This window comes from Escherichia sp. XD33 (genome assembly GCF_019375075.1).
In the GTDB taxonomy this organism is placed as follows: domain Bacteria; phylum Pseudomonadota; class Gammaproteobacteria; order Enterobacterales; family Enterobacteriaceae; genus Enterobacter; species Enterobacter flexneri_A.
Genome location: NZ_JAENDM010000023.1, coordinates 63889 through 76812 on the forward strand (window position 1 = coordinate 63889; position 12924 = coordinate 76812).

The 12924-nt window shown below is 50.4% G+C and carries 11 protein-coding genes and 1 pseudogene; 7 read left to right on the plus strand and 5 right to left on the minus strand.

Going from position 1 to position 12924, the window contains the following annotated elements; translation table 11 throughout:
• Nucleotides 1-224 precede the first annotated feature (224 nt).
• Genes K0778_RS14860 through K0778_RS14870 form a run of 3 tightly spaced genes read left to right on the plus strand, consistent with a single transcriptional unit; the run spans nt 225 to nt 3070 of the window.
• Nucleotides 225-944: a (Fe-S)-binding protein gene (locus tag K0778_RS14860; protein ID WP_001102108.1), complete on the plus strand. Its 720-nt coding sequence runs from the start codon at nt 225-227 to the stop codon at nt 942-944.
• A gap of 10 nt (nt 945-954) precedes the next feature.
• Nucleotides 955-2382: a LutB/LldF family L-lactate oxidation iron-sulfur protein gene (locus tag K0778_RS14865; protein ID WP_000023927.1), complete on the plus strand. Its 1428-nt coding sequence runs from the start codon at nt 955-957 to the stop codon at nt 2380-2382.
• Nucleotides 2375-3070 carry an LUD domain-containing protein gene (locus tag K0778_RS14870; RefSeq protein WP_000370307.1) on the plus strand — a complete coding sequence of 232 codons (696 nt, stop codon included), beginning with the start codon at nt 2375-2377 and terminating at the stop codon, nt 3068-3070. The genes K0778_RS14865 and K0778_RS14870 overlap by 8 nt, the downstream gene beginning before the upstream one ends.
• Before the next feature lie 242 nt (nt 3071-3312).
• Here the strand turns inward: K0778_RS14870 and ykgH are convergent, their stop codons facing one another.
• The 4 genes from ykgH to betI form a co-directional block, all read right to left on the minus strand.
• Nucleotides 3313-3981, minus strand: coding sequence for a protein YkgH (gene ykgH / locus K0778_RS14875; RefSeq protein ID WP_001209100.1), 669 nt, complete (start codon nt 3979-3981; stop codon nt 3313-3315).
• A 212-nt stretch (nt 3982-4193) separates the two neighbouring features.
• Nucleotides 4194-5864: a choline dehydrogenase gene (gene betA / locus K0778_RS14880; protein ID WP_001159094.1), complete on the minus strand. Its 1671-nt coding sequence runs from the start codon at nt 5862-5864 to the stop codon at nt 4194-4196.
• A gap of 13 nt (nt 5865-5877) precedes the next feature.
• Nucleotides 5878-7350 (minus strand): betaine-aldehyde dehydrogenase, encoded by a 1473-nt coding sequence (gene betB / locus K0778_RS14885; RefSeq protein WP_063084587.1) that lies wholly within the window; start codon nt 7348-7350, stop codon nt 5878-5880.
• A gap of 13 nt (nt 7351-7363) precedes the next feature.
• A complete protein-coding gene (betI, locus tag K0778_RS14890) occupies nt 7364-7951 on the minus strand; it encodes a transcriptional regulator BetI (RefSeq protein WP_001335745.1) in 588 nt (195 codons plus the stop codon).
• A gap of 128 nt (nt 7952-8079) precedes the next feature.
• Between betI and betT the strand changes: the two genes are divergently transcribed.
• The 3 genes from betT to pdeL all read left to right on the plus strand — a co-directional run bounded on the left by betT (nt 8080) and on the right by pdeL (nt 12076).
• On the plus strand, nt 8080-10113 hold the full coding sequence (gene betT / locus K0778_RS14895; RefSeq protein WP_000131044.1) for a choline BCCT transporter BetT: 2034 nt from the start codon (nt 8080-8082) through the stop codon (nt 10111-10113).
• Between the two features lie 305 nt (nt 10114-10418).
• The gene (locus K0778_RS14900; RefSeq protein ID WP_120795374.1) at nt 10419-10493 is read left to right on the plus strand and encodes a protein YahV; all 75 of its coding nucleotides are present in this window, start codon (nt 10419-10421) and stop codon (nt 10491-10493) included.
• Nucleotides 10494-10987: 494 nt separating this feature from the next.
• Nucleotides 10988-12076 (plus strand): DNA-binding transcriptional activator/c-di-GMP phosphodiesterase PdeL, encoded by a 1089-nt coding sequence (pdeL, locus tag K0778_RS14905; protein ID WP_001301264.1) that lies wholly within the window; start codon nt 10988-10990, stop codon nt 12074-12076.
• A 41-nt stretch (nt 12077-12117) separates the two neighbouring features.
• Here pdeL and K0778_RS14910 read toward each other — a convergent pair.
• Nucleotides 12118-12804 (minus strand): annotated as a pseudogene (locus K0778_RS14910) (LysR substrate-binding domain-containing protein); the annotation flags it as partial.
• 56 nt (nt 12805-12860) lie between these two features.
• Here K0778_RS14910 and K0778_RS14915 point away from each other — a divergent pair.
• Nucleotides 12861-12924, plus strand: a 64-nt coding sequence (locus K0778_RS14915; protein WP_001676991.1) for an IS1 family transposase, incomplete at its 3' end; no start/stop codon positions are given.

The following is a 12924-nucleotide window of genomic DNA, read 5'->3' on the forward strand; positions in this document are numbered from 1 at the left end:
CCAAAAATGATCGTCGATTTCCCCATAAAATGTGAGCGATGCCGAAAGAAATAAAATTAGTTATTGCATTTGACGTTTGGATGAAAGATTATCATTTGTCATACAAATGAGGGGTGGTATGTTGCTAGCCAATTAAAAAAGAACGCCATATTTATTGATGATTGATCCCCCGGTGGGGGGGAAACATCGGGCATAAATGGGCATGAAGTAATGGAGTATTAGTTGTGAATGTCAATTTCTTTGTCACCTGTATTGGTGACGCCCTGAAATCAAGAATGGCACGAGACTCCGTGCTGCTACTGGAAAAACTCGGCTGTCGCGTAAATTTCCCGGAGAAACAGGGATGCTGCGGTCAGCCTGCGATCAATAGCGGTTATATCAAAGAAGCGATTCCAGGGATGAAAAATCTGATCGCCGCACTGGAGGATAACGACGATCCCATTATTTCACCGGCTGGCTCTTGCACCTATGCCGTAAAAAGTTACCCGACGTATCTGGCGGATGAACCTGAATGGGCATCACGTGCCGCAAAGGTTGCCGCGCGTATGCAGGATCTCACCTCTTTTATTGTTAATAAATTAGGGGTAGTCGATGTAGGTGCCAGTTTGCAAGGGAGAGCGGTGTATCACCCATCTTGTAGCCTGGCCCGTAAGCTGGGAGTGAAGGACGAGCCACTTACGCTGCTGAAAAATGTGCGTGGACTGGAGCTGTTGACCTTTGCTGAACAGGATACCTGCTGCGGATTTGGCGGCACGTTCTCGGTCAAAATGGCCGAAATATCCGGCGAGATGGTGAAAGAAAAGGTTGCGCACCTGATGGAAGTCCGCCCTGAGTATTTAATTGGTGCTGACGTGAGTTGCCTGCTAAACATCAGTGGGCGATTACAACGGGAAGGGCAGAAAGTCAAAGTGATGCATATTGCTGAAGTGTTGATGAGCCGCTGAGGATATAAAGATGTCGATCAAAACCAGTAATACAGATTTTAAGACACGCATCCGTCAGCAAATTGAAGATCCGATCATGCGCAAAGCGGTGGCAAACGCGCAGCAGCGTATTGGGGCAAATCGGCAAAAAATGGTCGATGAATTGGGGCACTGGGAGGAGTGGCGCGATCGGGCCGCCCAGATACGTGATCATGTTCTGAGTAATCTCGACGCTTATCTGTACCAGCTCTCAGAAAAAGTGACGCAAAACGGCGGTCACGTCTATTTTGCAAGAACCAAAGAAGACGCTACCCGCTACATTTTACAGGTTGCCCAACGCAAAAATGCCCGGAAGGTGGTGAAATCTAAATCGATGGTGACCGAAGAGATTGGTGTCAATCATGTGTTGCAGGATGCTGGCATTCAGGTGATTGAAACCGATCTGGGTGAATATATTCTCCAGCTGGATCAAGATCCGCCATCTCATGTTGTGGTCCCGGCAATTCATAAAGATCGCCATCAGATCCGTCGAGTGCTACACGAACGTCTGGGCTATGAGGGGCCGGAAACGCCTGAAGCGATGACCTTATTCATCCGGCAAAAAATCCGCGAAGATTTCCTCAGTGCTGAAATAGGTATTACCGGCTGTAATTTCGCGGTGGCAGAGACCGGTTCGGTATGCCTGGTGACCAATGAAGGTAATGCGCGAATGTGTACCACGCTGCCTAAAACGCATATTGCAGTGATGGGAATGGAGCGTATTGCCCCCACGTTTGCCGAGGTAGATGTATTGATCACCATGCTGGCGCGCAGTGCCGTTGGTGCACGTTTGACGGGATACAACACCTGGCTGACAGGACCGCGCGAAGCTGGGCACGTTGATGGTCCTGAAGAGTTTCATCTGGTTATTGTCGATAACGGGCGTTCTGAGGTGCTGGCCTCTGAATTTCGGGATGTGCTGCGCTGTATTCGCTGCGGGGCTTGTATGAATACTTGTCCGGCATATCGCCATATTGGCGGTCATGGATATGGCTCTATTTATCCAGGGCCAATTGGTGCGGTGATTTCTCCGCTACTTGGCGGCTATAAAGATTTTAAAGATTTACCCTACGCCTGCTCTTTATGCACAGCTTGTGACAACGTGTGTCCGGTGCGTATTCCGCTGTCAAAACTGATTTTGCGTCATCGTCGGGTGATGGCTGAAAAAGGGATCACCGCAAAAGCAGAGCAACGGGCGATAAAAATGTTCGCTTATGCCAATAGTCATCCAGGATTGTGGAAAGTCGGGATGATGGCCGGTGCTCATGCGGCAAGCTGGTTTATCAATGGCGGCAAAACACCACTCAAATTTGGCGCGATTAGCGACTGGATGGAAGCACGCGATCTTCCTGAAGCTGACGGAGAGAGTTTCCGTAGTTGGTTTAAGAAACATCAGGCGCAGGAGAAAAAGAATGGATAATCGAGGCGAATTTTTGAATAACGTTGCTCAGGCACTGGGTCGCCCGCTGCGACTTGAACCGCAAGCAGAAGATGCGCCGCTTAACAACTATGCTAACGAGCGGCTTACCCAACTTAACCAACAGCAGCGCTGTGACGCGTTTATTCAGTTTGCCAGCGATGTTATGTTGACGCGCTGTGAGCTGACCAGCGAGGCGAAGGCGGCAGAAGCTGCAATACGTCTGTGTAAAGAGCTGGGAGATCAGTCGGTCGTGATTAGCGGTGACACGAGGCTGGAGGAATTGGGGATTAGCGAACGTTTGCAGCAGGAATGCAATGCCGTTGTTTGGGATCCGGCGAAAGGTGCCGAGAATATCTCGCAGGCAGAGCAGGCTAAAGTGGGTGTTGTGTATGCTGAATATGGTTTAACCGAATCGGGAGGCGTGGTTCTTTTTTCCGCCGCCGAGCGCGGGCGTTCATTGAGCCTGCTCCCGGAATATTCTCTTTTTATCCTGCGTAAAAGCACTATCCTGCCGCGTGTAGCGCAACTCGCAGAAAAATTGCATCAGAAAGCGCAGGCCGGTGAACGAATGCCTTCCTGCATTAACATCATTAGCGGCCCCAGTTCAACGGCGGATATTGAGCTTATCAAAGTCGTCGGAGTTCATGGCCCGGTGAAAGCGGTGTATCTGATTATTGAGGATTGTTGAGAGAGATATGAAGTCTGGACATAAACCTGAAGAAGGCATACGAGGTTGAAAATAGCGTTTAGGACAACCTGACTTAACCCCGTTCCGTCATGGTTATGCTGCTCTTCTGTAAATATCCTGGTATTACCAATGCCAGGATATTTACAGTGAAAAAGACAGGCATCCATTCCTGAAAACGGGTTCCCTTCCCGGTCATTGTCACTTCAGCTTTATACAGGCACTCTCTATCAGAATGTTGTTTATTACTGCCCAGAGTTTTGTTGGTATTCATCTACCATTTTTTTGACAAGGCAAAACATTACAGAAATTACAATGCTTAGAAAAAATCCCAGAGCCAGGCAAATGGCAGCAGGGTATTTATTTTTTATTTCTGGTGAGCTTATAGTTACACAGCCATCACCGTTCGGATACAATGACCAGTTCCTGGTCAGGTATATCATTTTTGTATAAAGCTCACTGTTAATTGCTGAAGGCGTTTGTATCTCATCGAGAACTTGCCTGCCATTATGATATTCTGACGCATACCATTTGATAATAGAGGCCTGCACGCGAGATATTTCCTCTTCAGCAGTTGGTAAAGCTCTCTTATCTCCTGACCATTCCAGCCTTATTTCTCTGTTCTTGACATCTGGGCTGGTGTGAAAAAATGTAGTAATTCGCTGAATAACATCTTCAGTCATTGTAGTCTGACAGGCAAAATTATTATTGCTATCACAGCTAACAAGTATACCTGGCGTTGTCTGGTTTATTTTTAGGCTGTAAATCACTTTTATATTGTCTTTATTGATATACAGAAACAACAGCACCATAGCCATACATATAGCCATAATAAAAAGGATAACACGAATCTTTTTCTTCAGATAAAATAAAATCTCAATCAGATCGATATCCTGTTTGATTTGTTCACGCATAATATATCCAGAGAATAAAATCTGTCGCAGATAAGGTTGTATTAATAGTCTGTATCAGGAATGTTCGGGTTAAATATCAGCAAAAAGCCCGCATCATGAATACTGGATATGAAGCATGAGAGTTACCTCAGTGTTTATATAAGGATTCGGTCCCCCTCTCTGGAACGGTAACTCTCAATCTGATCGGTTCCTGCGTTAGTTCACATCACGACTCATTTTTTCGCTCTCACCGGCATCCCATTTGCCACAAAATATCCCGCCGTGCTCCTCGGCAGCGCTTCCTGTCCACGAATCATATCCGCTATTTTCTCGCCAATCATAATTGTCGTGGCGTTCAAATTCCCGGTGATAATCTGCGGCATAATCGACGCATCCACCACACGCAGGCCTTCTAACCCGTGTACGCGGCCTTCGCCGTCAACCACGGACATCTCGTCGTAACCCATTTTGCAGGTACCGCACGGATGGAAGGCGGTTTCGGCGTGGTTACGCACGAACTCATCGAGCTGTTCATCCGTCTGGCATTCGACACCGGGGCTGATTTCGCGGCCACGATACTGATCCAGCGCGGGTTGATGCATGATCTCGCGGGTGATGCGAATTGCGTCGCGGAACTCCTGCCAGTCCTGCTCGTGCGACATGTAGTTAAACAGAATCGCCGGATGCTGGTGCGGGTCGCGGGATTTAATCCGCACATGCCCACGGCTTGGCGAGCGCATTGAGCCGACGTGGCACTGGAAACCGTGCTCTTTCACTGCATTCGAGCCGTTATAGTTAATCGCTACTGGCAGGAAATGGTACTGAATATTCGGCCACGCAAATTCCTCACGGCTGCGAATAAATCCACCTGCTTCAAAGTGGTTGCTGGCACCAACGCCAGTGCCGCCAAACAGCCACTCCGCACCGATTTTCGGCTGGTTCCACCACTGCAGGGCAGGGTAGAGGGAAACCGGTTCTTTGCACTCATATTGCAGATACATCTCCAGATGATCCTGAAGATTTTCGCCGACGCCGGGTAATTCATGCACCAGCGGAATATCAAACTCCGCCAGCAGTTCAGCGTTGCCGACGCCGGAGCGTTGCAGGATCTGCGGTGAGGCAATCGCGCCTGCACATAACAGCACTTCTTTGTTGGCCGTTGCGCGGGTTGGGATGGTGCTGTCGCCTTCCAGCCATTCGACGCCCACCGCGCGTTTGCCGTCAAAAATGATGTGATCGGTCATAGCGTGAGTACGAATGGTCAGGTTAGGACGCGATTTGGCCTGATCGAGATAGCCACGCGCGGTGCTGGCGCGACGGCCCTGCGGCGTGACGGTGCGATCCATCGGACCAAAACCTTCCTGCTGATAACCGTTGAGATCGTCCGTGCGCGGGTAGCCCGCCTGCACGCCCGCTTCAATCATCGCTTCAAACAGCGGATTGACGCCGGGTTTGGAGGTAGTGACGCTCACCGGGCCATCACCGCCGTGATAGTCGTTTTCACCCATATCGCGAGTCTCGGCCTTGCGGTAGTAGGGCAGGCAGTCGAGGTAGCTCCAGTTCTCCAGACCGGGTTCTTGCGCCCAGTTATCGAGATCCAGCGCATTGCCACGGATGTAGCACATGCCGTTGATCAGCGACGATCCACCCAGACCTTTACCGCGTCCGCACTCCATGCGGCGGTTATTCATAAACGGTTCAGGTTCCGTTTCATAGGCCCAGTTGTAGCGTTTACCCTGTAGCGGGAATGCCAGGGCAGCGGGCATCTGGGTGCGGAAGTCAAAGCGATAGTCCGGGCCGCCCGCTTCAAGCAGCAGCACGGAGGTATTCGGATCTTCAGTCAGACGGGTAGCGAGAACGTTGCCGGCTGAGCCGGCACCAATAATGATGTAGTCAAATTGCAAATAAACCTCCTGGTTAGAATATGGACTGGAATTTAGCCATCTCAACCTGGATGGACTTCACCTGGGTGTAACTCTGGAGCGTCATCACGCCGTTCTCGCGACCAATGCCGGAGTGTTTGTAGCCGCCAACGGGCATCTCTGCCGGGGATTCGCCCCAGGTGTTGATCCAGCAAATACCCGCTTCCAGCTGATGAATGACGCGATGCGCGCGGTTCAGGTCCGCTGTCACGATGCCCGCCGCCAGGCCGTAGTCGGTATCGTTAGCGCGGCGAATGACTTCGTCTTCCGACTCGTAGGTCAGAATGGACATCACTGGCCCGAAGATCTCTTCACGCACGATGGTCATATCGTCGCTGCAATCGGTGAACACTGTCGGTGCAACCCATGCGCCGTTATCGAAGCCATCGCCTTTCAGTACATCGCCGCCGCACAGTACGCGCGCGCCTTCCTCTTTGCCTTTGGCGATATAGCGCAGCACGTTATCGCGATGCGGGAAGCTGACCAGCGGGCCGAAGTTAGTTTGCGGATCGAAAACGTCGCCCGCGCGAATGCGCTCAACGCGCGCCAGAATTTTCTGCTCAAATGCGGCTTTGCATTTCGCCGGAACGAAGACGCGGGTGCCATTGGTACACACCTGACCGGAGCTGAAGAAGTTTGCCATCATGGCGATATCGGCGGCGAGATCGAGATCCGCATCATCGAAAACGATCAGCGGTGATTTACCGCCCAGTTCCATGGTCACTTCTTTCAGGGAAGAGGCCGCCGAGTTAGCCATCACTTTTTTGCCGCTGGCGACACCGCCGGTAAATGACACTTTGGCAATGCCCGGATGCTCGGTCAGATATTGCCCGGTCTCCGCGCCCACGCCCGGCAACACGTTAAATACGCCGTCCGGCAGGCCCGCTTCGCTGTAAATTTCAGCCAGCTTTAACGCGGTAAGCGGGGTAACTTCGCTCGGTTTCAAAATCATTGCGTTGCCTGCCGCCAGCGCCGGGGCGGATTTCCACAGGGCAATCTGGATCGGGTAGTTCCATGCGCCAATCCCTGCCACTACGCCCAGCGGTTCGCGGCGGGTATACACAAAGGACGTTTCACGCAACGGGATCTGGCTGCCTTCCAGCGCCGGGATCAGCCCGGCGTAGTACTCCAGCACGTCCGCACCGGTAACGATATCGACGGTTGAGGTTTCCGAATATGCTTTTCCGGTGTCGAGGGTTTCCAGTTTTGCGAGTTCGTCATTGCGTTCACGCAGAATATCAACGGCCCGACGCAGAATACGCGAGCGCTCCATGGCGGTCATCGACGCCCAGATTTTTTGCCCCTGCTGGGCGCTTTTCACGGCGCGATCGACATCCTCGCGCCCGGCGGCCTGCACGGTCGCCAGCACGTTACCGTTGGCCGGGTTAATGGTCTCGAAGGTGCGACCGCTGGTGGCGGAGGTATAACCACCATGTATATAAAGCTGCTGTTCTGCCATTCGGGACATCACGTCTCCTCGGTTAATCGGTGGGTAGATGCTGAGTGATAAAGTGGCGGGTCAGGGAATTAGCGCGGGTTTTATCCAGCGGTTTGCCGCTCAGAGCCGCGCGCAGCCATAATCCATCAATCAGCGCGGCCAGGCCGTAGCCCGCTTCCTGTGCCTGTTCGCGCGGCAATTCGCGACGAAACTCGCTCACCAGATTCGACAGCAAGCGGCGGCTGCTGACCTGCTGTAAACGATAGAGCATCGGCTGATGCATACTGCTGGCCCAGAACGCCAGCCAGGCTTTCATCGCCGCACTGCTCACCTGCGTTTCATCGAAGTTTCCGCCAACAATCGCCTGTAATCGCTGCTCTGCACTGCCCTGCGGAAGTGCATGTAATCGATTCAAAACCGCGTCACGCAGCTGACTGGTGATATCGCGCATGGTTGCTTCCAGCAGACCATTTTTGTCCCTGAAATAGTGGCTGATGATCCCCGTAGAAACGCCTGCACGGCGGGCGATCTGCGCGATCGTTGCATCGTGCATGCCCACTTCATTTATTGCTTCCAGTGTGGCGTCGATCAGTTGTCTGCGCCGGATCGACTGCATCCCCAATTTGGGCATTTTCGCCACTCCATTCATCAGCGGTGTTTATCTATTAAAGCGGTTATTGATTGGACGTTCAATATAAAATGTGTCTTAATTGTTACGAATTTGATTTTAAATAGTAACAATAACAGTGGGGATACTGGATGACAGACCTTTCACACAGCAGGGAAAAGGACAAAATCAATCCGGTGGTGTTTTACACCTCCGCCGGACTGATTTTGTTGTTTTCCCTGACAACGATCCTGTTTCGCGACTTCTCGGCCCTGTGGATTGGCCGCACGCTGGACTGGGTTTCTAAAACCTTCGGTTGGTACTATCTGCTGGCGGCAACGCTCTATATTGTCTTTGTGGTCTGTATCGCTTGTTCGCGTTTTGGTTCGGTGAAGCTCGGGCCAGAACAATCCAAACCGGAATTCAGCCTGCTGAGTTGGGCGGCGATGCTGTTTGCTGCCGGGATCGGTATCGACCTGATGTTCTTCTCCGTAGCCGAACCGGTAACGCAGTATATGCAGCCGCCGGAAGGCGCGGGACAGACGATTGAGGCCGCGCGTCAGGCGATGGTCTGGACGCTGTTTCACTACGGCTTAACCGGCTGGTCGATGTATGCGCTGATGGGCATGGCGCTCGGATACTTTAGCTATCGTTATAATTTGCCGCTCACCATCCGCTCGGCGCTGTACCCGATCTTCGGTAAACGGATTAACGGGCCGATAGGTCACTCAGTGGATATTGCAGCGGTGATCGGCACTATCTTCGGTATTGCCACTACGCTCGGTATCGGTGTGGTGCAGCTTAACTATGGCTTGAGCGTACTGTTTGATATTCCCGATTCGATGGCGGCGAAAGCGGCACTGATCGCCTTGTCGGTGATAATCGCCACGATCTCTGTCACCTCCGGTGTCGATAAGGGCATTCGCGTGTTATCGGAGCTTAATGTCGCGCTGGCGCTGGGATTGATCCTGTTCGTATTGTTTATGGGCGACACTTCGTTCCTGCTTAATGCACTGGTGCTGAATGTTGGCGACTATGTGAATCGCTTTATGGGCATGACGCTCAACAGTTTTGCCTTCGACCGTCCGGTTGAGTGGATGAATAACTGGACGCTCTTCTTCTGGGCATGGTGGGTGGCATGGTCGCCGTTTGTCGGCTTGTTCCTGGCGCGTATCTCGCGTGGGCGTACCATTCGCCAGTTCGTGCTGGGCACGTTGATTATTCCGTTTACCTTCACGCTGTTATGGCTCTCGGTGTTCGGCAATAGCGCGCTGTATGAAATCATCCACGGCGGCGCGGCATTTGCCGAGGAAGCGATGGTCCATCCGGAGCGCGGCTTCTACAGCCTGCTGGCGCAGTATCCGGCGTTTACCTTTAGCGCCTCCGTCGCCACCATTACTGGCCTGCTGTTTTATGTGACCTCGGCGGACTCCGGGGCGCTGGTGCTGGGGAATTTCACCTCGCAGCTTAAAGATATCAACAGCGACGCCCCCGGCTGGCTGCGCGTCTTCTGGTCGGTGGCGATTGGCCTGCTGACGCTCGGCATGCTGATGACTAACGGGATATCCGCGCTGCAAAACACCACGGTGATTATGGGGCTGCCGTTCAGCTTTGTGATCTTCTTCGTGATGGCGGGGTTGTATAAATCTCTGAAGGTAGAAGATTACCGCCGTGAAAGTGCCAACCGCGATACCGCACCGCGACCGCTGGGGCTTCAGGATCGCCTGAGCTGGAAAAAACGTCTCTCGCGCCTGATGAATTATCCGGGCACGCGTTACACTAAACAGATGATGGAGACGGTCTGTTACCCGGCAATGGAAGAAGTGGCGCAGGAGTTGCGGTTGCGCGGCGCGTACGTGGAGCTAAAAAGCCTGCCACCGGAAGAGGGACAGCAGTTGGGTCATCTGGATTTGTTGGTGCATATGGGCGAAGAGCAAAACTTTGTCTATCAGATTTGGCCGCAGCAATATTCGGTGCCGGGCTTTACCTACCGCGCACGCAGCGGTAAATCGACCTACTACCGGCTGGAAACCTTCCTGTTAGAAGGCAGCCAGGGCAACGACCTGATGGACTACAGCAAAGAGCAGGTGATCACCGATATTCTTGACCAGTACGAGCGGCACCTTAACTTTATTCATCTCCATCGTGAAGCGCCGGGCCATAGCGTGATGTTCCCGGACGCGTGATTGTTATTGCATAAAACCGCGCCATGTCTGCATATGGCGCTGTTTCTCCTACCTCTTGATACGTTATATCTATACGGTTAAGCCCTTAGTATCTATTGATGATTACCAGACAACAGATAATAAAAAAGAAAAGAACTATTGCAGCCCAAAACCTACATTTGGGCTGTTGCGAATGTTCAATAAGTTTAGTCTTATTTAATGTAAATATTGCTGATCATTTGAAATGACGCATTATTCATGAGAAATGTGTATCGTAAATCAACTGAAATTAACGCAACCATTTGTTATTTAAGGTTTAATTATCTGTGTGTGATATTTTATTGAATGTTTTAAATATTGTTTTTATTGGCATTGCTATAATATTGGTTATCATTTGCTGAATGGATTCAGTCTTAATGAGTGGGTTTTTAAGGGACAGGCATAGAGTAATGATACGTATGCATAACCAACATCTTTACTCATTATGTCATTGAATGTTGACGCTATGTGTTTATGAGGGAGAGGTATTTTCAGTTGATCTGGATTGTTAAATTCATATAATGCGCCTTTGCTCATGAATGGATGCCAGTATGTAGTGGGAAATTATAAATATTGAAATAGTCCAACTACTTCTTTATTACCAAAAATGAGTATCTGAATTTTAATATTGCATTCTTGCGTGATTATCTCCTGAGTTTGACTTGTGATTACCTTTTTAAGGTATTTAGCGTAACTGTTTTTGAGCGAGCATCAGAGGTAAAGATAATCTTCTTGATAGTGATGTGGGATGTTATACGTATGGCATCGCTGATGTTTATGGTTACCCCTTATGTGTGCTCAGGAATCGACAGGTAATCACTCATACTGAACAGCGATAAAAGATAAAGGTGTGTTCATGAATTCATGTGATTTTCGTGTTTTTCTGCAAGAGTTCGGTACAACGGTTCATTTGTCATTGCCTGGTAGCGTATCCGAGAAAGAACGACTGCTACTCAAGCTGCTGATGCAGGGAATGTCTGTAACAGAAATATCACAGTACAGAAATCGCAGTGCAAAGACAATTTCACATCAAAAGAAACAGCTCTTTGAGAAACTGGGGATTCAGAGCGATATTACTTTCTGGCGCGATATTTTCTTTCAGTACAATCCGGAGATCATATCCGCCACGGGGAGTAATAGTCACAGATATATTAATGATAATCACTATCACCATATCGTCACGCCTGAAGCCATCAGTCTGGCGTTGGAAAACCACGAATTCAAACCGTGGATCCAACCGGTTTTCTGCGCGCAGACTGGGGTACTGACGGGCTGTGAGGTGCTTGTCCGCTGGGAACATCCACAAACGGGAATTATCCCACCGGATCAGTTTATTCCTCTGGCGGAGTCATCCGGTCTTATTGTCATAATGACCCGCCAACTGATGAAACAGACTGCGGATATTCTGATGCCGGTAAAACATTTGCTGCCGGACAATTTCCATATTGGCATCAACGTCTCGGCGGGTTGTTTTTTGGCAGCGGGATTTGAAAAAGAGTGTCTGAACCTGGTTAATAAATTAGGTAACGATAAAATCAAGCTGGTTCTCGAGCTAACGGAACGTAACCCTATTCCGGTAACGCCAGAAGCCAGAGCGATATTTGACAGCCTTCATCAGCACAACATTACCTTTGCGCTGGATGACTTTGGTACGGGTTATGCGACCTATCGTTACTTGCAGGCGTTCCCGGTCGATTTTATTAAGATCGATAAGTCATTTGTGCAAATGGCGAGTGTCGACGAAATCTCCGGTCATATTGTGGACAATATTGTCGAACTAGCGCGTAAGCCTGGTCTGAGTATCGTGGCGGAAGGGGTAGAAACCCAGGAGCAGGCGGATTTAATGATCGGTAAAGGCGTTCACTTTTTGCAGGGCTATTTGTACTCTCCGCCAGTACCGGGTAATAAATTTATCTCTGAATGGGTAATGAAAGCAGGTGGTTGATGTAAACCGCTATTCACAGCGCATCGGGAGGTTGGCAGCGATTAATTCTCCCGATGCAGTAAATCCTGATAGATCCCCGTTAATATGCCATTTGGCGCAAATTGTTTTTTAATCCACTGCGTCACCTGACCCGTAGCAGAATGCTGAGTCGCCAGTAACATGCGCGAATCCTGGCGCGGATTATGGATTTGTCGGGTAACCAGCAGGGATTGCGTCATCGCCTCACGGACCATGTAATCCGGCAAAAAACCAATTCCTTCACCTAAAATCTGGCACTGACATTTGGTGTTGAAATCTGGCACCAGAATTGACTCCTGCCCGTGCAGCAACCAGCCCACTTTTTTATTAATCGTATGCGCGGTGTCCTCCACCATAATATTAGGGTAGAGACGCAGTTGGCTTTCGGCGATGGGTTCCGGCACAAAGGCTAACGGGTGATCCGGGGCGATAGCAAAAGCCCAGCGAATCGCGCCAATTTCAGTGTAATCAATACCGCCGCCGTCCAGTAGTGTATCGGGTGCGCCGATGGCGATATTGGCCTGATTATTAATAATCGCATCCCAGACGCCGTTATACACTTCGGTGGTGACGGTAATCTGGCAGGTAGGAAACTGCTTTTTCAGCACCTGTAACAAGCGTGCGGTGTGTTTGGGCGTATAAAGCAGCTGATTAATACAAATGCGCACACGCGCTTCTATGCCCTGCGAAATAGTATCGATACTGCGTTTGGGTGATGCTGCCAACTTACTGATTTAGTGTATGATGGTGTTTTTGAGGTGCTCCAGTGGCTTCTGTTTCTATCAGCTGTCCCTCCTGTTCAGCTACTGACGGGGTGGTGCGTAACGGCA

Excerpts from the sequence above, each read along its gene's own strand:
- K0778_RS14865 (WP_000023927.1), top strand. The coding sequence starts at position 955 with ATGTCGATCAAAACCAGTAATACAGATTTTAAGACACGCATCCGTCAG.
- pdeL (WP_001301264.1), top strand. The coding sequence starts at position 10,988 with ATGAATTCATGTGATTTTCGTGTTTTTCTGCAAGAGTTCGGTACAACG.
- ykgH (WP_001209100.1), bottom strand. The coding sequence starts at position 3,981 with ATGCGTGAACAAATCAAACAGGATATCGATCTGATTGAGATTTTATTT.
- betT (WP_000131044.1), top strand. The coding sequence starts at position 8,080 with ATGACAGACCTTTCACACAGCAGGGAAAAGGACAAAATCAATCCGGTG.
- betI (WP_001335745.1), bottom strand. The coding sequence starts at position 7,951 with ATGCCCAAATTGGGGATGCAGTCGATCCGGCGCAGACAACTGATCGAC.
- K0778_RS14870 (WP_000370307.1), top strand. The coding sequence starts at position 2,375 with ATGGATAATCGAGGCGAATTTTTGAATAACGTTGCTCAGGCACTGGGT.
- betB (WP_063084587.1), bottom strand. The coding sequence starts at position 7,350 with ATGTCCCGAATGGCAGAACAGCAGCTTTATATACATGGTGGTTATACC.